The sequence below is a fragment of the Bradyrhizobium sp. MOS002 genome (genome assembly GCF_003020115.1).
Taxonomy (GTDB): domain Bacteria; phylum Pseudomonadota; class Alphaproteobacteria; order Rhizobiales; family Xanthobacteraceae; genus Bradyrhizobium.
Map to the genome: position 1 here is coordinate 18,555 of NZ_PYFX01000004.1, position 20,736 is coordinate 39,290.

General features: G+C 64.3%; 20 protein-coding genes. 8 read left to right on the forward strand and 12 right to left on the reverse strand.

Annotated elements, in window-relative coordinates:
- Window positions 1-56: 56 nt before the first annotated feature.
- Together C7G41_RS12990 and C7G41_RS12995 are read right to left on the reverse strand one after the other, a co-directional pair.
- On the reverse strand, window positions 57-1,424 hold the full coding sequence (locus C7G41_RS12990; protein ID WP_106942978.1) for an amidase: 1,368 nt from the start codon (window positions 1,422-1,424) through the stop codon (window positions 57-59).
- Window positions 1,405-2,601: an MFS transporter gene (locus C7G41_RS12995; protein ID WP_106942979.1), complete on the reverse strand. Its 1,197-nt coding sequence runs from the start codon at window positions 2,599-2,601 to the stop codon at window positions 1,405-1,407. Before C7G41_RS12995 ends, C7G41_RS12990 begins: the two co-directional genes overlap by 20 nt.
- Window positions 2,602-2,627: 26 nt before the next feature.
- Here C7G41_RS12995 and C7G41_RS13000 point away from each other — a divergent pair, with 26 nt between their 5' ends.
- Complete coding sequence (locus C7G41_RS13000) at window positions 2,628-2,963, forward strand: hydroxyisourate hydrolase (RefSeq protein ID WP_199198344.1); 336 nt, start codon at window positions 2,628-2,630, stop codon at window positions 2,961-2,963.
- On the opposite strand, the gene C7G41_RS13005 is transcribed toward C7G41_RS13000, so the two are convergent.
- From C7G41_RS13005 to C7G41_RS13020, 4 genes are read right to left on the reverse strand one after another with little or no spacing between them, the layout of a single operon-like run.
- Window positions 2,964-3,779 (reverse strand): ABC transporter permease, encoded by an 816-nt coding sequence (locus C7G41_RS13005; RefSeq protein ID WP_199198345.1) that lies wholly within the window; start codon window positions 3,777-3,779, stop codon window positions 2,964-2,966.
- The gene (locus C7G41_RS13010; protein WP_106942981.1) at window positions 3,779-4,642 is read right to left on the reverse strand and encodes an ABC transporter permease; all 864 of its coding nucleotides are present in this window, start codon (window positions 4,640-4,642) and stop codon (window positions 3,779-3,781) included. The genes C7G41_RS13005 and C7G41_RS13010 overlap by 1 nt, the downstream gene beginning before the upstream one ends.
- 19 nt (window positions 4,643-4,661) lie before the next feature.
- Entirely contained in the window at window positions 4,662-5,708 is a 1,047-nt protein-coding gene (locus C7G41_RS13015; protein ID WP_106942982.1) for an ABC transporter substrate-binding protein, read from the reverse strand.
- A gap of 29 nt (window positions 5,709-5,737) precedes the next feature.
- Window positions 5,738-6,832: an ABC transporter ATP-binding protein gene (locus tag C7G41_RS13020; protein WP_106942983.1), complete on the reverse strand. Its 1,095-nt coding sequence runs from the start codon at window positions 6,830-6,832 to the stop codon at window positions 5,738-5,740.
- An 88-nt stretch (window positions 6,833-6,920) separates the two neighbouring features.
- Here C7G41_RS13020 and C7G41_RS13025 point away from each other — a divergent pair, with 88 nt between their 5' ends.
- Complete coding sequence (locus tag C7G41_RS13025) at window positions 6,921-8,312, forward strand: amidase (protein ID WP_106942984.1); 1,392 nt, start codon at window positions 6,921-6,923, stop codon at window positions 8,310-8,312.
- Here C7G41_RS13025 and C7G41_RS13030 read toward each other — a convergent pair.
- Both C7G41_RS13030 and C7G41_RS13035 read right to left on the reverse strand, forming a co-directional pair.
- Complete coding sequence (locus C7G41_RS13030) at window positions 8,309-9,058, reverse strand: aspartate/glutamate racemase family protein (protein WP_199198346.1); 750 nt, start codon at window positions 9,056-9,058, stop codon at window positions 8,309-8,311. The two genes, C7G41_RS13025 and C7G41_RS13030, sit on opposite strands and share 4 nt — an antisense overlap.
- A gap of 2 nt (window positions 9,059-9,060) precedes the next feature.
- The gene (locus C7G41_RS13035; RefSeq protein ID WP_199198347.1) at window positions 9,061-9,771 is read right to left on the reverse strand and encodes a GntR family transcriptional regulator; all 711 of its coding nucleotides are present in this window, start codon (window positions 9,769-9,771) and stop codon (window positions 9,061-9,063) included.
- 202 nt (window positions 9,772-9,973) lie between these two features.
- On the opposite strand from C7G41_RS13035, the gene C7G41_RS13040 reads away from it, so the two are divergent.
- The 5 genes from C7G41_RS13040 to hydA are packed head-to-tail and all read left to right on the forward strand — an operon-like array spanning window position 9,974 to window position 14,751.
- Window positions 9,974-10,978, forward strand: a complete 1,005-nt coding sequence (locus tag C7G41_RS13040; RefSeq protein ID WP_106942987.1) for an ABC transporter substrate-binding protein — start codon at window positions 9,974-9,976, stop codon at window positions 10,976-10,978.
- Window positions 10,962-11,813, forward strand: coding sequence for an ABC transporter permease (locus C7G41_RS13045; protein ID WP_106942988.1), 852 nt, complete (start codon window positions 10,962-10,964; stop codon window positions 11,811-11,813). The genes C7G41_RS13040 and C7G41_RS13045 overlap by 17 nt, the downstream gene beginning before the upstream one ends.
- Complete coding sequence (locus C7G41_RS13050) at window positions 11,813-12,589, forward strand: ABC transporter ATP-binding protein (protein ID WP_106942989.1); 777 nt, start codon at window positions 11,813-11,815, stop codon at window positions 12,587-12,589. The genes C7G41_RS13045 and C7G41_RS13050 overlap by 1 nt, the downstream gene beginning before the upstream one ends.
- A 9-nt stretch (window positions 12,590-12,598) precedes the next feature.
- Window positions 12,599-13,330 (forward strand): aspartate/glutamate racemase family protein, encoded by a 732-nt coding sequence (locus tag C7G41_RS13055; protein WP_106942990.1) that lies wholly within the window; start codon window positions 12,599-12,601, stop codon window positions 13,328-13,330.
- Window positions 13,330-14,751, forward strand: a complete 1,422-nt coding sequence (gene hydA / locus C7G41_RS13060; protein WP_199198429.1) for a dihydropyrimidinase — start codon at window positions 13,330-13,332, stop codon at window positions 14,749-14,751. The genes C7G41_RS13055 and hydA overlap by 1 nt, the downstream gene beginning before the upstream one ends.
- Before the next feature lie 125 nt (window positions 14,752-14,876).
- On the opposite strand, the gene C7G41_RS13065 is transcribed toward hydA, so the two are convergent.
- The 4 genes from C7G41_RS13065 to C7G41_RS13080 all read right to left on the reverse strand — a co-directional run bounded on the left by C7G41_RS13065 (window position 14,877) and on the right by C7G41_RS13080 (window position 19,339).
- On the reverse strand, window positions 14,877-15,509 hold the full coding sequence (locus C7G41_RS13065; protein WP_106942992.1) for a hypothetical protein: 633 nt from the start codon (window positions 15,507-15,509) through the stop codon (window positions 14,877-14,879).
- Between the two features lie 9 nt (window positions 15,510-15,518).
- Window positions 15,519-17,765: a xanthine dehydrogenase family protein molybdopterin-binding subunit gene (locus C7G41_RS13070; protein ID WP_106942993.1), complete on the reverse strand. Its 2,247-nt coding sequence runs from the start codon at window positions 17,763-17,765 to the stop codon at window positions 15,519-15,521.
- Window position 17,766: 1 nt separating this feature from the next.
- A complete protein-coding gene (locus C7G41_RS13075) occupies window positions 17,767-18,231 on the reverse strand; it encodes a (2Fe-2S)-binding protein (RefSeq protein WP_106942994.1) in 465 nt (154 codons plus the stop codon).
- A 172-nt stretch (window positions 18,232-18,403) separates the two neighbouring features.
- Window positions 18,404-19,339: a helix-turn-helix domain-containing protein gene (locus tag C7G41_RS13080; RefSeq protein ID WP_106943626.1), complete on the reverse strand. Its 936-nt coding sequence runs from the start codon at window positions 19,337-19,339 to the stop codon at window positions 18,404-18,406.
- A gap of 361 nt (window positions 19,340-19,700) precedes the next feature.
- Between C7G41_RS13080 and C7G41_RS13085 the strand changes: the two genes are divergently transcribed.
- Window positions 19,701-20,711, forward strand: a complete 1,011-nt coding sequence (locus tag C7G41_RS13085) for an aldo/keto reductase (protein ID WP_106942995.1) — start codon at window positions 19,701-19,703, stop codon at window positions 20,709-20,711.
- Window positions 20,712-20,736 lie beyond the last annotated feature (25 nt).

Consider the following 20,736-nt stretch of genomic DNA (forward strand, 5'->3'; position numbering starts at 1 on the left):
TGAAAGCCCATAAGGGGGGATAGGCGTGTTCCGGCAGAGACATCTGACGGCAGAACTTATGTTCGCAGCATGGCCTCGATCTCTTGCGCTGCTTCAAGCAGCGTGCGGTCTTGTCCGCGCGCGGCGATGACCTGAAGGCCGAATGGAAGTCCGCAGCGATCCGTTCCGCACGGTATCGAAATCGCCGGCAGGCGGGCATGATTGACAAAGGGAGTTAACGCAGCGTGCGCGCGCGAGCTCGCCGCGCGGCCACCGATCATGTCGGGTCCGAGCTGGGTGAGTGGCCAGGCGACACAGGGGACGGTGGGAGCCAGCAACAGATCGACCTCGGTGAAGAATGCCGCGAAAGCATTGGCGATCGCGGCGCTTGCCAGCTGCGCACCGGCAACGTCGGCGCCCGACCACGACAGCCCTCGCTCGATCTGCCTGGCGATGTCAGGATCGAAGACGGTCGGATCCTCGCGGAAGGCGTCTCGATAGAGTGCGGCGAGGCCAGTGTGCTGAAGCGGCATGATGGCCTCTTCCGTCGCGCCCGCCGGCCAGACGGGATCGCGCTGCGCGATGCTGAGGCCTGCGGCGGAGAGACGCGCGATGGCGAGAACGAGTCCGTTGGCGACAACGTCATCGACCGCGACGTCGAGCCCAAGGCGTGGCGAGAACGCGATGCGCAGACCGGCGATGTTTTTGGCGCCTTGAGCGATGCCGGCTGGATCCGGGTCGCGCGGATCGACACCGGCCATGGCTTCGAACGCCAGCGCGATATCCGCGATATCAGTGGCGATCGGCGCGATGACGGAGAGGCCGAAGAACGGTTCGGCGAAGCCGGGCCCATAGGGGATCGCACCATACGACGGCTTGAACCCGGCGACGCCAACATGAGCCGGCGGCCTGCGGCCCGATCCGCCCGCATCGGTGCCGATCGCCAGCGGCACGAGACCGGCCGCAACCGCGGCGGCCGGGCCGCCCGACGAGCCACCGGGCGTCAATGTGGGATCGAGTGGATGCCGCGTTGGCCCATACAGCGGCGAGGTGGTCACGCCCTTGCAGGCGAATTCCGACGTTGCGCCGATGCCGACGACGACGGCGCCGGCCTTGCGCAGCCGCTCGATCGCAATCGCGTCCCGCGGTGCGACGAATTCGGCGAACAGGCGCGAGCCCTGTGTCACCCGCCAGTCGCCGACCCAGATGTTGTCCTTGACGATGACGGGGACACCGGCGAGTGGCATCGTCTCGCCGGCACGCAAGCGATCATCGACGGCTGTGGCGTCGGCAAGCGTACGCGCGGGAGCGGTCGTCACCACCGCGTTCAGCGCCTTGGCGGCCTCGATGCGTGCAAGCGCGGCCTTGGCGGTCTCGACCGCACTCGATCGTCCATTGGAGACGTCGGCCGCAATCTCGCACGCGCTACTTTTTCGCTTTGTCATGGCCTCCCCAGATCAGTGCCAATGTGCCGCAGAGGGCGAGACACGCCAAGGCGAAGAAGGCGGTGCCGAGACTGGCCGTGCCGTCCAGGAGCGACACCAGCGCCGGTGCTGCCAAGAGGCCGGCATAGGATGCGGTCAGCACCGCGCCGGTGGTTTCGCCAATCCTGTCCTGCGGGGCGAGGCGTGCGATCTCGGCGACGAAGACACCGTTCCAACCCGAGGCCGTCAGGCCGAACAGAGCTGCAATCGCGAACTGGCCGGTCCGTCCGAGCGATGCGCCATCGAGGCCAAGCAGCGCGGCGCAGAAAGTCATGCCAAGGCCGATGACAATGAGAACTCCGCGCGGGGCATTGAGGCGCGTTGCGACGAAGCCCCAGCCGAGCCGACCGACCAGGCCGCCGGCCTGGGCGCAGGCAAGCGCCACGCCGGCCTCGACATGGCTCAGGCCGAGCTCGCGGGTGCCGAGCGTGACGAAGACAGTATTGAGCGACACCTGCATCGCGCTGAACGGCATCGAGGCCAGCGCCAGCATTGCGATGCGCCGGTCCGCGGTCACCAGTGCCAGCCGCGTACGAAAGCCAAGCTCTGGCAGCGGAACGACCTTGGCGGGGTAGGCCGGCCGCAGGCGCTCGAACCAAGCTATCGCCAGCAGCGCACAGGCCCCCACGGCGGCATAGCACCAGGCGGGCCCGAGCGAGATTGCGATCGCGGGCAGAACCAGCGAGCCGCAAACGGCGCCGATCTGGTTTCCGGTCTGGCGAACCGAGAACACGAACGCGCGCCGCTCGGCCGTCACGAGCCGCGCCAACAGCGCCGCGCTTGCGGGCGTCTCCGGTCCGAAGGCGAGGCCAAGACAGAGGCCGGCTGCGAGCAGGGCCGCCGTCGAGCCGAATGAAGCCAGCGCCATGCTGGCGATGATCGCCGCCGCGCAGAGGCTCGCGATCCGCAGCGAGCCCAGGCGGGCGGCGAATCCGCCGCCCCAGAACGAGGCGGGAATGCCGACCGCGAACACGGCGCAGGAGAACATCGAGAGCTGCCAGACCTCGATATGGGCGCGCGGTGCCACCACGCCCGGTGCGAACAGAGCCAGCGCCACCAGCGCCTGAAGCGAGGTCATAGCGCCAAGCGCCGGCAACAATGTGGGCTCTGGCCGAACGGCCGTGTTTGCGTCTACCATGGCGCTGCGCGCTCGGGAGGAACATTGTGGTAGGCGGCATTTCCATTCACGCGGTCGATGTGGCGAACGGACGCCCCGCGCAGGGTCTGCGCGTCGAGATCTGGCGGATCGATCCGGACTCGCTGCGTGTCGCCGACGGACGGCTTGGTGCCAACGGCGTGCTTGATCATCCCGTTGCGCAGGGCGCGGGCGTGACGGCAGGCGAGTACGAGGTCCTGTTTCATCTCGGCGAGTTCTTTGCGGACGAGGACGGCTTTCTCACGGTGACGCCGTTCCGCTTCCGCATCAAGGATGTCGACGAGCATTTTCATCTGCCGCTGAAATTCACGCGCTGGGGCTATTCGCTGTTCCGCGGCTCCTGATCAGTTGGTCAGCCGCCGCGACAGTCCGGTGATGCGCTCCATGACCGCGACCAGCGCCACGGTCGCGATGATCAGCACGCCCGACAGCGCGGCGATGGTGACGTCGAGCTTGCCCTCGAGGTCCTGCCACATCCGAATCGGCAGCATGTCGGTCGCGGCATCGCGCAGGAACAGCGACACCGGCACGTTGTCGAAGGACGACATGAAGGCGATGAAGGCGCCCGCAATGATGCCCGGCCGGATCAGCGGCAGCACGATGCGGCGAAACGTGTAGAGGCGGCTGGCGCCAAGGACCGCCGAGCTTTCGAGCAGGGTCGGCTCCAGCTGGGCGAGCGCCGCAATCGTGTTGCGCACGACATAGGGGACGCAGACCACGGTGTGGCCGATCACCAGCGTCAGCGGCGACACCGGCAGTCCGACCAGCGAGAACAGCATCAGAGCGGCGAGGCCAAAGGCGAGCGCCGGCAGCACCAGCGGCGACATGAACAGGGAATCGAGCAGCCGCGCCGAGAGGGTCGGCGAGCGCGAGATTGCCAGCGCGGCGGCAACGCCGAGCACAACGGACAGGCCCGTTGCCCACAGCGCCACGATGAGGCTGTTCTTTGCCGCGAAGTGCAGCTGCCAAGCGTTCCAGAGTTCGGCGTACCAGCGCAGCGAATAGCCGGGCGGCGGGAAACGCAGCGAGAAGCCGCTGGTGAAGGAGACGATCAGCACCACCAGCGACGGCGCGATGATGATGATCAGCGCGATGATCGCGATCACGGTCATGACCAGCTCGAAGCTGAACGCCTCCAGGGTACGCTTGCGCCCGCTCATCACGCGCCTCCATAGCCGCGTGACATGCGGCCGAGCGTGGTGAAGACGGAGACGACCGCGAGAACGGCCAGCAGGAAGATGATTGAGATCGCCGACGCGAACGGCCAGTTTTGCAGCGTCGAAGCCTGCTGGTAGAGATACATCGGCATGAACAACATCTGCCCGCCGCCGATCAGCGACTGGGTGATGAAGGCCGTGATCGCCGCGGCGTAGGTCAGTGTGCACCCGGCGATCACGCCGGGCAGCGACAGCGGCAGCACGATCTTGAAGAAGGTGCGCCAGCTTCCGGCGCCGAGCGAGCAGGAGGCATCGTCGAGATTGGAATCGATCCGGCTGAGCGCAGTGATCAGCGGTAACGTCATCAGCGGCATCTGCACCTGCGCCAGCGCGATCACCACGCCGAACTGAGTGTAGAGTAGCTTCAAGGGCGTATTGATGATGCCGAGCGATTGCAGGGTTGCGTTGATGATGCCTTGGCGGCCCAGGATAACAATCCAGGCGAAGGTGCGCACCACGACGCTGGTCAAAAGCGGCAGCAGCACGATCAGGATGATGATGGTCTGAAGCCGCGGCCCGACCCGCTGGTAGAGCCATGCAATGGGAAAGCCGAGCACGAGGCAGACGGCCGTCACCTCGGCGCCGAGCAGCAGCGTCGAGCCGAGCACACTGAGGCTGAAGGGGTCGGTGAGGAAGTGCAGGTATTGGCCGAGCCCCCAATGGAGCGCGGCCGTGTCGTTGTGCAGCGAGAGCCAGAGCAGTTGCAGCAGCGGCGCCACGAAGAAGACCAGGAAGAACAGCGCCAGCGGCACTGCCAATCCCATCCCGTAGGAGGTCACGTCCCGTGATGCCGGTGCTGCGCCCATCGTCAGGTCCCCACGGCTCTTAGATCTTTATCTCGCGGTTGAAGCGCTCGATCCAGGCCGAGCGCTGCTCGTTGATCTTCTTCCAGTCCTGGAACACGAACTTTTGCTTCAGCTCGGCTGTGTCCTTGGCAAGCACGCGCGCGATCTCGCCGCCCATCGTCACTTTGGAATTGGTCGGCACGATCAGATAGGGCGGGTTCATCAGGGTGGTCTGCACTTCCGGCGTCAATGCCGCTTCAATCAGCTTGAACGCAAGCTCGCGGTTGGGCGAGTTCTTGACGATGTGGATCGTGGTCTTGAAGGCGATGGCGCCTTCCTTCGGCGCCACGAACTCGACGGGCACGCCACGCGCTTTCAGGATCTGGATGGCGTTGAAATTGCCCGGCGAGATGTCGATCTGGCCCTGTTGGAACAAGGTCGCGAGCGCGCCCGGATTGGCGGCGACCGCCGCGAGATTGGGCTTGAGCTCTTCCAGCGCCTTGAAGCCAGGATCGACATTGGCTTCAGAGCCGCCGCGCATCTTGGCGATCTCGACCAGCCATCCGGTGCCGAGCGTCGAGTTGAGATTGGTAATTCCGACGCGGCCCTTGAATTCCGGTTTCCAGAGATCGGCCCAGGAGGTCGGTGGCGTCTTGACGGCTTCCGGATTGTAGGTGAGGCCGACGACCTGGAAGAACGGCGCGGGGCCCATCGGCTCCTGCGCCTCGGAGATCAGGTCCTTGTAATAGGCGCTCTTCTCGACCGGATAGGGCTCGACCAGGTCCTGACCGATGGCGACAAGGGCAGGGCCGGGATCGTGCAGCATGACGTCGATCGGCGGATTGGCCTTGGCGGCATTGACCTTGGCTATCTGGTCGACCGAGAGCATGGGGTCGAGCACGATCGCCGCATCGGCGTTCGCCTTCCGGAACGCTGGCACCAGCACGGCCTTGTGCGCCTCCTCCCAGCTTCCGGTGAAGGTCGCAAAGACCAGCGGGCGGGCTTGAGCAAAGCTCAATCCGGGAAACGCCTTCATGGCGCCGAGTGTGAGTGCGGTCGTCATCAGGCTTCGGCGGTTCATAATCATGTCGAACTCCCTCTGGACAAAGACTGGATCTAAAGCGTTGTAGGAAAAGCGTTGGCGAGCGATGGGGCGAGCGGGGCAAGGCGCACCGCGGCGCCGCTCTCCAGCGTGCGCGTCTCGCCGATGCGCGCCTGGGAGATCTTGACGCCGGAGCCGTCAGCGGTGGTGACCTCGTGGACCACGGTGGCCCCTAATGGCAGCGACATGCCGACCACGCCGGCAAAGCCGGTCTCGTCACCGACGAATTGCAGATGCTCGGGGCGGATGCACACGGTGACGCGGCCGCCTTCGGTGAGGGCGCCGCTGGCGGGACGCGCAATGATTTCCGCGCCGGCGTCGAGGCGGACTTTTGCAGCCGTACGGTCCGCCGAGACGACCACGCCGGGCATGCGATTGCTGGCGCCGACGAAGGTGTTCACGAACAGCGTCTGCGGCCGGTCATAGACGTCCGATGGCGATCCGAACTGCTCGAGCTTGCCCTGGCTCAGCACCGCGACGCGGTCGGCCATCGACAGCGCTTCTTCCTGGTCGTGGGTCACGATCAGCGTGGTGATGCCGGAGACGCGCTGGAGCCGCTTGACCTCGATCTGCATGTCGAGCCGCAAATTCTTGTCGAGCGCGGCAAAGGGCTCGTCGAGCAGCAGGATCGAGGGCTTGATCGCCAGTGCGCGGGCCAGCGCGACACGCTGCTGCTGGCCGCCGGAGAGCTGCCGTGGCAACCGTTCCGACATGGTCGGCAGCTGCACCAGATCCAGCAGTCGCTGCGCTTCGCGCTGGCGGGTCGCCTTGTCGATGCCGCGCGCGGCAAGCCCGTAAGCGACGTTCTCGCTGATGCTGAGATGGGGGAATAGTGCGTAGTTCTGGAACACGATGCCGACCGCGCGGCGGTTCGGCGGCAGCGTATCGACGATGTCGTCGCCGATGATGATCCGTCCCTGCGTCTGCGCGATGAAGCCGGCGATGATGCGTAGCAGGGTGGTCTTGCCGCAGCCGGAGGGGCCGAGCAGGGCGATGATCTCGCCGCCTTTGATGTCGAGATTGATGTTCTCGACTGCGAGCGCGCCGCTCGGATAGCGGTGGGTGACGGCGTCGACGACGAGCGATCGGCCGCCTTGCGCTTCAGCCATGATGTTGCCTCCCGTTCTCCCGAGGAAGAAAGCAAGTCTCATGCCCGCGCTGGTCGCTTTTCGCTGCGAGGTTTGGCATTGTGGCGCAATGACATCGGATCGATCGATTTGCGACCTCACTGCTACAACCCTTGCGCGCGCCATTGCGAAGGGCGAGCTGTCGTCGCGCGAGGTTGTCGAGGCGCATCTCGAACGGATTGCGCACCGAGACGTGCAATTGGCGGCATTCCTGACAGTCGATGCGGAGGGCGCCCGCCGTGCCGCGCAAATCTGCGATTCCGCGCCCGCGCCGATCGGCCCGCTGCACGGCGTGCCCGTGGGGATCAAGGACCTCACGGACACGGCGGGGCTCGCGACCACCTATGGGTCGGTTCTGTTTCGTGATCACGTCCCGGCTGAGGACGATCTCGTGGTCGCGCGGCTGCGGCGTGCCGGCGCGATCATCCTGGGAAAGACCAACACGCCGGAATTCGGCTTCGGTGCGGTCTGCACCAATCGGTTGTGCGGACCGACGCGCAATCCTTTCGATCCCGCGCTGACCTCCGGTGGATCGTCCGGCGGCTCCGCCGTCGCGGTCGCGGTCGGCATGGTGCCGCTGGCACATGGCACCGATTTCGGCGGCTCCGTGCGGACTCCCGCAAGCTTCTGCGACGTCGCCTCGATCCGGCCGACGCCCGGCCGCATCCCGTCGCCGCGCCGTCCGCTCGGCTGGGACATGCTGGCCAGCCACGGTTTTCTGGCCCGCGGCGTCGACGATCTCGAATTGGCGCTGTCGGTCTGTGCCGGAGGAGATGCGCGCGACCCAACCTCGATTGGCGTTGTCAATGACGATCGGCCGGTCGCAAGACGTCCCAAAATTGCAGTGACGCCCGATTTCGGCGTCGCGCCGGTCGCGCATGATGTTCGTGCGCGTTTTGCGGCGGCCTGCGAGGCGCTCGCGGCCGCGGCCGATGTCGTGCCGTCCGCACCCGATTGCGGCGGTGCGATCGAGACATTTCGGACGCTGCGCGCGGCGCACATCGCCAACAGCTATGGCGAGCTGCTGAGGACGCGCCGCGCCGAGCTCACGCCCACCGTGATCTGGAACATCGAGGCGGGCGCAAAGCTGTCCGCGGAAGACTATCTCAACGCCGAACGGCGCCGCACCGCGATCTACCGCAGCTTTCGCGAGCTGTTCAGCCGCGCCGATTTCCTGGTCGCGCCGGCGGCGTCCGTTTTGCCCTGGCCGAATGAGATCAGCGACGTCACCGCGATCGATGGCGCGGCGCTGGAGACGCCGATCGACTATCTCGCCGTCACCTTCATCGTGTCGCTGGTCGGTTTCCCGGTCCTGACCCTGCCGGCGCCCCGAGCGGAGAACGAGCTGCCGTTCGGCATCCAGATCGTTGCACCGCCTGGGTGCGAATCCCGCCTGTTTGCCTTCGGCCGTGCCATCGAGAACGAACGGGGGTTTTCGCATCGCTGGCCGAAGCTCCTCTAGCTGTCGCGATGCTCGAGCCGGGCGGCGAGCGCATCGACAAGGCCAAGGGTGGGTTTGGCGGCGGGGCGGCGGTACGTGCCCGCGGTCGCCTTGCGCAGACGCAGCGCGACAAGCGCCTCGGCCTGCTTCACGGCGGCAACGACTTGATCGACGACGGGGACGGGGATCCGGTCGGCGACACGTTCGGCGAGGCCCGAAAGCGGCGCGCCCGCAAAGATCAGGACGTCGGCCTCGTCCTCGACGATCGCGCGCTGGGCGAGTTCGACGAGCACATCCTCTTTCTCGGTGCCGACCTCGGAGATCGCCTGGAACGGCGTGTCGAGCATGCGGATGCCGGCGCAGCGCTCCCGCAAGCCATGGTCGCGGACGCACTCCTCGTACCAAGGCCCGAGCGCTTGCGCAAAGGTGACGATGGCAAAGCGGCGTCCGGCCATGCAGGCCGTCAGCATCGCCGCCTCCGCCATGCCGACGACGGGAATGTCAAAGGTTTCGCGCGCGGCGAACAGGCCGGGGTCGCCGAAGGCGGCGATGATGGCGGCATCTACGGTCTTGTGCTGCTCGGCCAGCATCTCCAGCGCGATAGCGCCGCCGATCTGCGCTTCGGTGCGCGTCGATATATAGGGCACTCCGCGGGTCGCGGTGCAGGGAATGATCTCGGTGCCGGGGGAGGCTACGCGCTGCCCAACACCCTTCATCAGGTCGGTGACCGTGGTGCTGGTGTTGGGGTTGAGCAGCAGTAGCTTCATGGTCAGGCGGCCGTCTGCTTGGGCTGGGATGTCGCGAGAACTTCGAGCAACGCCGTGCCGGTGCGCGCGACATGCGCACCGAGCAGGCGGCCAGCGGCCTCGCTGTCGCGCGCCTCGAGCGTGGCCAGAATATCGGCATGCTCCTCGACCGAATTGCTCCAGCGGCGGTCGGCGCCGAGCGCGAGGTAGCGCGCACGTTCGGCGCGGGAGATCAGCGTCTCGTGCGCCTCCCGCAGCGGCGTGTTGCGGGCCATACGGACGATGGTGTTATGGATCTCGCCGTTGATGGCAAAATACTCGTCGAGCTTGCCATTGCGATGATGACCTTCCATGCGGGTCTGAAGCGTGCGCAGGCGGGCCAAGTCGCGCTCGGTCGCGCGCTCAGCCGCAAGCTCGGCGGCCAGCCGCTCGATGCCGGCCAAGGCCTCGAACAATTCGGAGATGCCGTCGACCTCGAGGCCCGCGATGCGCGGGCTGCGGTTGGGACGGAGCTCGATCAACCCTTCCGCCGCGAGCACTTTCATCGCCTCGCGCAGCGGCGTGCGCGACACGCCGAGCTCCTTAGACAGCCTGGTCTCCTGGGTCTGCGATCCCGGCGGCAGCTCGCCGCGAATGATCATCGTCCGCATCCGCGCAGCCGCGCGCACGTGCAGGCCCATCCGCTTGAGTTTGGGCGACTTTCGTCCCTTAGGCGTTTCCGATTTTGGCTGCACGCATGCCTCACTTCTCACGTTGATCTTAGCTGTTTCCAGCCCATTGGCTTGCCCAAAATACCGACGCATGTAGCTGAAAACAATGGCATAGCGCGCAAATTGTATGCAGCATGCAGAAATCGGATTGCACTGCGGCGAAGGCCGGCGGATGATCCCCGGACGACGCGCGAGATCTCGCGCGCTTTCCGAAACGGAGTTGGCGATGCGAACGAGTTTGCGACTGGGCCTCGTGGTGATGGCGGCGATGTTCGGCGGAGGCGATCTGGCCATTGCGCAGGCCGCAAAGATCAAGCTCGGTTACGCCAAATGCGCGCACTGCCTGCCGATGTCGCTGATTTCAGGCATGGCGAAGGGCGCCGAGGTCGAGGCCACCGGCTTCAACTCCGGCAATGACGTGCTCACCGCGCTGATATCGAAGAGCATCGACGTCGCGCAGGTCACCTACCTCCACTACATCACTGCGCTCGACAAGGGCTTTGACGTCGTCGCCGTGTCCGGCCAGATCAACGGCGGCTCGGAATGCCTCTCGTCCACGAAGCTGAACCTTCCGCCTGATGACTGGACTGCGTTCAAGGCGATGGTCGCCAAGGGGAAGAGCGACGGACAGCCGCTCAAGGTCGCTGCCTCCCGCGGCAACGCGCAGGACATCCATATGCGCGGCGCTTTCCTCAAGCAGGGCGTCGATCCGAACAAGGACATCCAGTTCATCAACATTCCCAATCCATCCGACCATCTCGCGGCGCTCCAGCGCGGCGAGGTCGACATGATCTGCTCGGTCGAGCCGTTCGCCTCGCAGATCCGGCTTGCCGGCGCCGGCAAGCACTTCGTGCTGCCCTACGACCAGGCCGCCGGAAATCTCACGAACCTGATCGTGACCCGTTCCGATGTGATCGCGAGCCAGCGCGCCGGGGTGCAGGGCGTCGTCACGGCCGTGGTCGAGCTCGACAACAAGCTGATCGCCGACAAGGCGCCATGGATCGAGGTCATCAACAAGCTCACCGGCCTCGACAAGAATGTGGCGACCGAGGCGCTGAAAAATGCCTCGCCGGATCCCGCCATCCACCGCTCGCAGACGCTCGCGATCGCTGCGATGATGCGCGACCTCAAATACATCCAGAAGGACGTCTCCGCCGAGGCGGAGAAGAACATGGACTATTCGTTCCTCGAGCAGGCCACGGGAAAATCGAAGAATGACCTCGGTTATTGATGCTGCTCCAGCCAAGCCGGCGTTCCGGCTGACGCGGGCATTGCAGGGGCTCGAACGCGTCGTCGTCCCCGCGTTGCTGATCGCAGGCTGGGAAGTGTTTGCCCGCAGCGGTGTTCTGCCGCCGGCGCTGCTGCCGGCGCCGAGCGCGGTGCTGCATGCGCTCGGCGACTGGGTGTTCGGCTTCGACGAGACCACGCAGACCTATTCCGGGCATTGGCTGCGCGACGCGCTCGCCAGCGCGCTTCGCGTATTCGGCGGCTTTGCGCTGGCGAGCCTGCTCGGCATCCTTGCTGGCGTCGCCATCGGCTGGTCGCGCCTGTTCGAGAAAACGCTGGAGCCGACGCTCCAGATGCTGCGTCCGATTCCGCCGGTGTCCTGGATTCCGCTCGCGATCATCTGGTTCGGCATTGCCGACAAGCCGGCGATCTTTCTCGTCTTCCTCGGCGCGTTCTTTCCCGTGCTGATGAACAGCATTCACGGCGTGAAGACGGTGGACCACAATCTCGTGCGTGCCGGCGCGATGATGGGCGCGAGCCAGCGGCAGATGCTGACCGATATCGTGCTGCCCGCGGCATTGCCGTCGATTTTTGCGGGCCTGCGCATTGCGGTCGGATCGGCCTGGATGCTGACGGTCACGGCCGAGATGGTCGCGGTGAAGAGCGGCCTCGGTTACGTACTGTGGGATTCTTATTACTTCCTGCGCTACGACATCGTGCTCGCGGCGATGATCTCGATCGGGCTGCTCGGCTATCTCTCCGATCTCGGTCTCAAGGCGATCATGGCGCACACGCTGCGCTGGCAGCAGTCAACCACAGTGCAGGGCAGGGCCGGGTGATGGCAGCGATCGAACTTCGCAACATCGTCAAGGTGTTTTCCGACAAGCGGCGCGGTCGCGACCTCTTGACCCTCGACAACATCAATCTCGACATCGAGGCCAATGATTTCGTCTGCCTACTCGGCCCGTCTGGCTGCGGCAAGTCGACCCTCCTCAACATCATCGCCGGCTTCGAGCAGGCGACCTCCGGGCGTACGCTAGTCGGCGGCAAGCAGGTGGAGCGGCCGGGCTCCGACCGCGGCGTGGTGTTCCAGCAGCCAACCCTGATGCCGTGGCTGACGGCGATCGACAACATCGCCTTTCATCTCAAGCTCAAGGGAGTCGGCAAGGCCGAGCGCTACGATCGCGCCATGGAGTTCATCGATCTCGTCGGCCTGCGCGGCTTCGAGCATCATCATCCCTCGGAGATGTCCGGCGGCATGAACCAGCGGGTCGGGATTGCCCGCGCGCTGCTGATGAATCCCAGCGTCATCCTGATGGACGAGCCGTTCGCCGCGTTGGACGCCCAGACCAAGCTCGAAATGCAGGAGGAGCTGGTCGCGATCTGGCAGAAGCGACGCTGCACCATCGTGTTCGTCACCCACAGTGTCGACGAGGCGCTGGTGCTCGGCAACAAGATCGTGGTGATGACAAAGCGGCCAGGCCGGATCCGCGAAGCCGTCAATTTCGACCTGCCACGCCCGCGGGACATCACCAGCCCGGAATTCAACGATGCCAAGCGCCACATCCTGGCCCTGATCCGGGAGGAGTCGACGCGCCTTGCGCAGGCGTCGTAGAGTAGGACCATGCGCAAACGCCTCGGCATGATCACGCCATCCTCCAATTCGGTGCTCGAGCCCGTCACCAGCGCCATGCTGCATGGCGTTGCTGATGTCACCGCGCACTTCTCACGCTTCCGAGTCACCGAGATTGCACTCGACGCCGCCGCGCTGAACCAGTTCGACGCCTCGGTGATGCTGCCGGCGGCGGACCTTCTGGCCGACGCGAAGGTCGATGCCATCGCCTGGAACGGCACGTCCGCAAGCTGGCTCGGCGTCGGCCGCGACAGGAGCCTTTGCGAGGCGATCACGGTACGTACGAGCGTGCCCGCGACGACGTCGACGCTCGCCTGCATCGATGCCGCCCGTGCGCTCGGCGCCAACCGCGTCGGTCTCGTCTCGCCCTATACCGACGACGTGCAGCGGCGCATCGGTGATGTCTGGGCTGAGGAGGGGATCGCCCCGCACACGGAGCGGCACCTCGGACTGCGTGACAATTTCTCCTTCGGCGAGGTTGCGCCCGCGACGATCGCCGACATGATCCGCGCGGTGGCGGCTGACGGAGCCGATGCTGTCGTCATCCTCTGCACCAATCTCGACGGCGCCGCGCTGGCGGCCTCGCTCGAACGGGAATTGAATGTCGCGGTGCTCGATTCGGTCTCGGTCACGCTGTGGCGGACGCTGGGGCTCGCCGGCGGCGACATCGGGGCTCTTGCCGATTGGGGCCGGATCTTCCAGACATCGACGGTCATCAAGTGATGGAGACTCCTGTGACGCAGCTCGATCTCGCCATTCGCGGCGGCACCATCGTGACGGCCAGCGACGAGTTTCGCGCCGATATCGGCATTCGCGACGGCCGCATCGTCAGCATTGCCGATCATCTCGAGGGCGCAGCGCGCGAGATCGACGCAACGGGTCTGCTGGCGCTGCCGGGCGGGATCGACAGCCATGTCCACATCTCGCAACCGTCCGGCCCCGACGTGGTGATGGCCGATGACTTCGCCTCGGCGACCAGTTCGGCGGCTGCCGGCGGCAACACCATGATCCTCCCGTTCGCGCTTCAGGAGAAAGGCACGTCGCTGCGGGCCTGTGTCGAGAACTACCGCAAGCTCGCCGAGGGCGAATGCTACATCGACACCGCCTTCCACCTGATCATTTCCGATCCCACTGCGGTCGTGCTGGGGCAGGAGCTGCCGGCGCTGGTCAAGGACGGCTATACCTCGTTCAAGGTGTTTATGACCTATGACGACCTCGTGCTGAGCGACAGGCAACTGCTCGAGGTGTTCGAGGTCGCGCGCCGCGAGGAAGCGCTGGTGATGGTCCATTGCGAGGGTTACGACGCCATCCGGTTTCTTACCTCAAAACTCGAACGAGAGGGACATATCGCCCCGTATTTCCATGGCGTGTCCCGGCCGCAGGCCGTCGAGCGCGAGGCGGCGCATCGCGCTATCAGCCATGCCGAAATCGTCGGTGTCCCCATCATGATCGTCCACGTCTCCGGCCGTGAGGCGATGGAGCAGGTGCGCTGGGCCCAGCAGCGCGGGTTGCCCGTGCATGCCGAGACTTGCCCGCAATACATCACGCTAACGGCCGACGACATGAAGGGCCTGAACATGGACATGTCAGGCGCGAAATACGTCTGTTCGCCGCCGCCGCGTGACACGGAAAGCCAGCAGGCGATCTGGGAAGGCATCACCACGGGTGTGTTCCAGACCTTCTCGTCCGATCACTGCCCGTTTCGCTACGACGACCCCAAGGGCAAGCTGACGCCGAACGGCCGCACCTCGTTCCGCTGGGTGCCGAACGGCATTCCGGGTGTCGAGACCCGGCTGCCGATCCTGTTCTCCGAAGGCGTATCGAAGGGACGAATCAGCTTGCAAAAATTCGTCGAGCTGACCGCGACTAACCATGCACGCATCTACGGCCTCTATCCGCGCAAGGGCTCGATCGGCGTGGGCTTCGACGCGGATATCGTGCTGTGGGACCCCAAATTGAAGAAACCTATTCGGCAGGCCGACCTGCATCACGGCTCCGACTACACGCCATGGGAAGGGTTCGACGTCACGGGATGGCCGGTAACGACGATCGCCCGTGGGCGGGTGGTGTACGAACACGGCAGGATCGTCGGTGACAAAGGCGCAGGCGACGTTCTCAGCCGAGGCCGGTCGAGCCTGATCTGATTGGGCTCAACTCGTTGCTGCTCAGCTATGCGGCCCGTGCCCGCGGGCGATGGCCATCTCAAATCCACAGATCATGCTAGTCATATGTTCGTATCCAGCCTTGGCATTCGGCAAAACGAATCTGGTCAATTCGGACAAGGTTGCCCGGCCGCCCCCCATAAGGCGACGTCCTTGACGTGATCCTCGAAGCTGCCTGGTGGCGTCGTCCGGCCCGCGCCGGGCGCCCAGCCGCGCGGAATGAAGCCGTTCAGCGAAGCGTCGTGGCGCAGATGTTCGACCAGTCCGGCTGCATCGCGGCCGCCGTTGCGCTTGGGATCCTTCAGTTGCGCGCAGATCTCGGCGCCGCTCTTTCCGAACCAGATGAAGGCAACGGGAGCGAGTTGCCAGTCGATGCCGGCGCGGGGTGGAGCAGGAGCTGGCTCGTTCGCTTGCGTCGAGGTCATGTGACAGGTCGAGCAAGGGATCGCCTCCTCGCCCTTGCGGCTTTCTCCGCCGTGGATGTTCATGCCATGGACGTGCGGCTTGGTTTCGCCTGCCGGCGTCCAGATCGGAATCGCCTTGGCGTCGACGTGGCAATTCGCACAGCGCGGATGTGTCACCACCGCCTCAATGCGAGTCCACGCTTTCAAACCCTCGGTGCGGCTAACGCTACCCGGCCGCAGCACATCTTTGGCAGTCTCGTCCTTCGCCGCGACAATGCCTGTGAGGGCCGCGACGGATGAAGCGGCAATGACGAGCGCAATCAGGGATATTTTCATGGCTCTGCCTCACACGAAATCAATGAACTTGTTGAACGGCATTTCGCGGATGCGCTTCCCTGTCGCCGCGAATATCGCATTGGCGAGCGCGGGCGCGGCCGGAGGGACGGGAGGTTCGCCGATGCCGCGTACTTTCGGGTCGTTCTCGAGTGCGCGAATTTCAATGACCGGACATTGATAGATCCGCATCGCTTCGTGGTGGTTGTAGTTGGTTTGCTGGACCGCGCCCTTGGCGTAGGTGAGCTGGCAGTTCATGGCATGGCCAAGTCCCCAGACCACACCTCCCTGCACCTGGCTTTCCAGATTCACGGGATCGACGACCTTGCCGACATCGACGGCGACCCAGACCTTATCGATCCTGACGCCTCGGTCGGTCATTGTGACTTCGACGACTTCGGCCGTCGGTGTCCCGAAGGATTCCACGAACGCGACGCCCCGGCCTCTGCCGTTTCCAAGTGGCCCGTTCCAATTCGACATCTCCGCAACTGTCTCGAGCACCTTGCGGTAAGTGGGAACGGAGCACATCGCGATGCGCGCCTTCAGCGGATCAAGGCCCGCCGCATGGATCAGTTCGTCGATGAAGCTTTCGGTGAAAAAGCCGGCGGTCGAGGCTCCGACCGATCGCCATGTGGTGCTTGGCGACAGCCCTTGCGCTTCATAGCTCGTGGCCCGGAAATGGGGCAGGTCGTAATAGACATTCCACAGGCCGGCGGCCAATTGCGGATCGGGGTCCTTCGACGGCGCTCCCATGCGTTCGAGCAATCCCTTCAGCGGAGCCGTCGATGCCAATTGCAGGTCGGCCGCGACAATCTTCCCCTTGTCGACACTGCCTCGGTGGCGTGCGATCGCAATCTGCCTCGGGATGTCCTGCAGAAAGTCCTGCTCGCGCGAAAAGACCAGTTTGATCGGCGTTCCCCGCATCTGGTTGGCGATCTCGGCCAAGACGCGGACATTCTCGAACTCCAGACGGTGACCGAAGCTTCCACCGGACCATTGATTGTGGAACGTCACCTGTTCCGGCTTGAGGCCGACAGCAGCTGCCGCGATGCTTTGTACGGCCTGAGGGCTCTGATGGCCGACCCAGATCTCCATGCCGGAATCGGAGACGATGGCGAGCCCATTGAGCGGCTCCAGGGGCTGATGCCCGACATAAGGCGCGCGATATTCTGCTTTGACGAGCGTGCCCTGTTTCAGCCCGGCTTCTACATCTCCAATTTTGCGCCATTCCTTGCCCAGGAATTGCGGTTTGAACGATCCTTTAAGGACCTTCCAATGGCCGGCCTGTTCGGCGGGGTAGGTCGAGGGCGCCCACACGCATTGGATCGCATCGACCGCCTTCATGGCGTACCAGCTGTTGGTTGCGATCACAGCGACGCCGTTCTTCAATTTGAGGATCTTCTTGACCCCCGGCATCGACTGCGCCTTGCCCGCGTCGTAAGATTTCAGCGGCTGGCCCTTGTTGGGGTTCAATTTGACGGCGGCATACATCATGCCGTCCATTTTCCTGTCGATACCGAATTTCAGCTCGCCCATCGCCTTCGATCGGACGTCGAGGCGCATCATCGGCTTGCCGACCATCCGCCATTTGGACGGATCGCGCGGCTTCGCATCGAGCACCGGCGCGATCCGGGCGGCCTCCGCCGCAAGTTCGACATAGGGAATCTTGGTCCCGTTGGGCAGGATGACGTGCCCGGATTGCGTGCTGATGTCGGCCAGCGCGACACCGGAACGTTTGGCCGCTGCAGCCTTGAGCGTTTCGCGCGCGACCGCGCCGGCGATGCGCAACTTTTCATACGTGTCCGGGATCGTACTAGACCCGCCAGTCATTTGCAGGCCTGACTTCCGCAAAGCTTCGAGCGCGTAGGCACGCGCAGCCTCCGCCGCTGGGCTATGGTCCGCCGCCAGGAACGGCGCATTCTCATTGGCAAAGCCGGTGTTGAAGTAAGCGGGACTGGGCCCGGCGAAGCGAACTTCGAACTGACCGGGATCGAGGTCCATCTCTTCTGCAATCAGAATCGGCTGCGCCGAGCCGACGCCCTGACCAATATCAGCGTGTTGGGCAATGAGCGTTATCTTGTCCGGGCTGATCTCGACCCAGGGATTGAAGGTGACTGAGTTCGGCCCGAGCCCCGCGGCCAGGGGATTGCCGTTCGCAGCCATGGCCGCATCGCCGTAGGAACCAAAAGCTATTCCGCCCGCTATCGCGGCGGAGCCGAAAACGAAAGCGCGGCGGGAAATATTCTTGATGTCCTCCATATCACTTCTCCGCCATTTTCTTTGCTGCAGCCGCGTGGATCGCAGCGCGGATGCGCGGATAGGTACCACACCGGCACAGATTGCCGGACATCACTTGGTCGATGAGTTCGTCTGTCGGCTTGGAAGCGCGTTCAAGCAACGAGATGGCCTGCATGATCTGGCCGGTCTGGCAGTAGCCGCATTGTGGCACCTGATGCTCGATCCATGCCTGAAGAACCGGATGCTGATCCCTGTTCTCCAATCCCTCGATCGTGACGACCAACTTGCCCGCGATCTCGCTGATGCTCGACTGACAGGATCGAACGGCTTTTCCATCGATATGCACGGTGCAGGCGCCGCATTGCGCGACGCCGCAACCGTACTTCGGGCTTGTAATGCCGAGTTCGTCGCGCAACACCCAGAGCAGCGGCATTTCGGGCGCCACGTCAACCTGGCGTTTGACCCCATTGACCGTGAGTTCGATCATGTCGCTGCGTCCCCTGGTGGATTGTTGATGCGGTCGTGTTGGATCGTGTGTCCTGAAAGCGTGCTTCCTTCACACCAGTCAACATGCGGTCGTTTGCGATCGGGACATCCATTTATTCGTCCCGACAGCACTGTCTCATGCGTGCCGAGCAGTATTGCCGAATCCTGCGCTTTCATGCGCAATCTCTGCGGATTCCCGCAACGATGCGATCGGTCCTGATGTCGAGATGGCCGCAGCACAGCTCGCGGTATTGCCCCGGTGTGAGGGTGGTGGCCTTGCGGAACACGCGCGTGAAATTGGCTTGGGATCCGAAACCGAACTCCAGCGCGATGTCGACCAGGGACGAATGGTTGCGTGCCAGTTCCTGCCGCGCCGCCTGGACGCGCCGATCGGTCACGTAGCGGTGCGGCGAGAGTCCTGTCGCCTCGCGAAAAAGCCTCGAAAAATGATAGGGACTGAGGCAAGCCTGCGCCGCCAACTCTTCAAGCCTGATGTCAAGGCCGAGCGAGGCCTCGATATGGTCGAGCACGCGCTGAAGCCGTCGCGGATCGAGCGACGGTGATTTTTCGGGCTGGCGCCAGCGGTCGATCGTGTAATGCGCCAGAAGATGCGCAGCGAGCGCGACCTGGATGCCTTCCACAAACAGCGCATCTGTCGGCTGGCGCGGACGATGCAGCAGGTCGCGCAACGGCGAGCAGACGTGGAAGAGAACCTGGTCGGCCAGAGCGTGAGCATAGGCGATCTCGACCTTCGCCGGATCGATATCGAAGTCGGCGAGGGCGCTTTGGTCCAGCAGCGCCGGAGGAAGGTAGAGATGGAGACATTCCATCCGGTCCGAAAGCTCGAGATGGCTCTCCTGCGTACCCGCGGGTACGAGGTAGCTCATGCCCGGCCGGGCCAGGCTCTTCTGGACTTCGCCGTTGCCGACCCGGTGGACGATCCCGCCGCCTGACAGCAGCATGATGAGCTCGGTGCAAACGGGGGCGGGTGTTGCTTGGTGGCCCGCCTCGAATTTCCGATGTTCGATGCTCAGCGCAGGCCACTCGCTGGTCTTCGCGAGCTTCTCGCTATTCTGATATTTTTGATCTCCATGCGTGACGAGCGCCATCATGACCTCCGTCCCGGCCCCGTACGCGAGCGAGCGATGATTTCATCCAGCAGACAGTCGCATTCTCGATTGCTGCCAGTGCGCGGATTTTTCACAAACCGCCGCACGGGTGTCCAGAGGCGGGGCGGTTAAAAGAGGTAAAAGGCAAGCAGGGCAAGGGCTTGGCGATGCGCCCGACAGGTTTTGAAAGTTGATCTTGCGCCCAATGAGCAAGATGCGTCCGTCATCGCGCAGGAATCGGAAATACCGCAATTGGTGCGCGATCTAGTGATGGCTCATCGAACGGCGATTGCTGCAGTCGACGTTCCCGCGATCACCCCCGCGACGGCGGCTTCACCTGCCGCAACGAAGGATATGCGACATGGCCCTCAGGGATATTCTGTCCAGCAGGCTGGGGTTCGGTGCGGCGCCACTCGGCAACATGTTTCGCGACATCCCGGAGCAGGAAGCGCTCGCGACGGTGAACGCGGCCTGGGACGATGGCATCCGATACTTCGACACTGCCCCATTTTACGGCGCAGGTCTCGCAGAAATTCGCATGGGCGCTGCCCTCGGCGCCAAGCCGCGCGGGGATTACGTGATCAGTACCAAGGTCGGTCGTCTGATTCAGGACGAGATCGAGGATGTGGGTGCCCGCGACCTTGGCGAGAAGGGCGGCGTATTCCGATATGGCCGCCCGAACAAGATCGTGAACGATTATTCGTTGGACGCCACGTTGCGCTCGATCGATGACAGCCTGAAGCGACTGGGCACTGATCACGTCGATATCGTTTTCGTGCATGACGTTGCGCAGGATTTCTACGGCGACGAGTGGCTGTCGGTCTTCGAAGACGCGCGCAAAGGCGCCTTCAAGGCGCTTGACCGGCTGCGCGACGAGGGTGTGATCAAGGGATGGGGACTCGGCGTCAACCGCGTTGAACCGATCGAACTGCTGCTTGGGCTGGAAGGCCCGCGTCCAGACGGCTTTCTTCTCGCGGGCCGTTACACGCTCCTTGACCACGCACGGGCGCTTCAGAGGGTGATGCCGATGGTCGCAGAGCACGAGCTCGCAATCGTCGTCGGCGGTCCCTACAGTTCCGGGGCACTGGTCGGCGGACCGAATTTCGAGTATGCGCCGGCAGCTCCCGAGATCGTCGACAAGGTGGCGCGGATCAAGGCGATCGCCGACCGCTATGGCATCAGCATGAAGGCTGCGGGCTTGCAGTTTGCGCTGGCGAATCCGGTGGTTCAGGCCGTCATTCCAGGCGCGAGCCGCCCAAGCCGCATCGCTGAGGATCGCGCAGCTCTCGCCGAATCCATCCCTGCCGATTTCTGGCGCGAACTCCGTTCGGCAGGTTTGGTCAATCCCGCCGCGCCGCTTCCCGCCGATTGAACGGCGCGATCGGGGGCCAGACTTT

Coding starts and splice junctions, on each gene's coding strand:
- C7G41_RS12990 (WP_106942978.1), bottom strand. CDS start 1,424: ATGACAAAGCGAAAAAGTAGCGCGTGCGAGATTGCGGCCGACGTCTCC.
- C7G41_RS12995 (WP_106942979.1), bottom strand. CDS start 2,601: ATGGTAGACGCAAACACGGCCGTTCGGCCAGAGCCCACATTGTTGCCG.
- C7G41_RS13005 (WP_199198345.1), bottom strand. CDS start 3,779: ATGAGCGGGCGCAAGCGTACCCTGGAGGCGTTCAGCTTCGAGCTGGTC.
- C7G41_RS13010 (WP_106942981.1), bottom strand. CDS start 4,642: ATGGGCGCAGCACCGGCATCACGGGACGTGACCTCCTACGGGATGGGA.
- C7G41_RS13015 (WP_106942982.1), bottom strand. CDS start 5,708: ATGATTATGAACCGCCGAAGCCTGATGACGACCGCACTCACACTCGGC.
- C7G41_RS13020 (WP_106942983.1), bottom strand. CDS start 6,832: ATGGCTGAAGCGCAAGGCGGCCGATCGCTCGTCGTCGACGCCGTCACC.
- C7G41_RS13025 (WP_106942984.1), top strand. CDS start 6,921: ATGACATCGGATCGATCGATTTGCGACCTCACTGCTACAACCCTTGCG.
- C7G41_RS13030 (WP_199198346.1), bottom strand. CDS start 9,058: ATGAAGCTACTGCTGCTCAACCCCAACACCAGCACCACGGTCACCGAC.
- C7G41_RS13040 (WP_106942987.1), top strand. CDS start 9,974: ATGCGAACGAGTTTGCGACTGGGCCTCGTGGTGATGGCGGCGATGTTC.
- C7G41_RS13045 (WP_106942988.1), top strand. CDS start 10,962: ATGACCTCGGTTATTGATGCTGCTCCAGCCAAGCCGGCGTTCCGGCTG.
- C7G41_RS13050 (WP_106942989.1), top strand. CDS start 11,813: ATGGCAGCGATCGAACTTCGCAACATCGTCAAGGTGTTTTCCGACAAG.
- C7G41_RS13055 (WP_106942990.1), top strand. CDS start 12,599: ATGCGCAAACGCCTCGGCATGATCACGCCATCCTCCAATTCGGTGCTC.
- hydA (WP_199198429.1), top strand. CDS start 13,330: ATGGAGACTCCTGTGACGCAGCTCGATCTCGCCATTCGCGGCGGCACC.
- C7G41_RS13065 (WP_106942992.1), bottom strand. CDS start 15,509: ATGAAAATATCCCTGATTGCGCTCGTCATTGCCGCTTCATCCGTCGCG.
- C7G41_RS13070 (WP_106942993.1), bottom strand. CDS start 17,765: ATGGAGGACATCAAGAATATTTCCCGCCGCGCTTTCGTTTTCGGCTCC.
- C7G41_RS13075 (WP_106942994.1), bottom strand. CDS start 18,231: ATGATCGAACTCACGGTCAATGGGGTCAAACGCCAGGTTGACGTGGCG.
- C7G41_RS13080 (WP_106943626.1), bottom strand. CDS start 19,339: ATGGCGCTCGTCACGCATGGAGATCAAAAATATCAGAATAGCGAGAAG.
- C7G41_RS13085 (WP_106942995.1), top strand. CDS start 19,701: ATGGCCCTCAGGGATATTCTGTCCAGCAGGCTGGGGTTCGGTGCGGCG.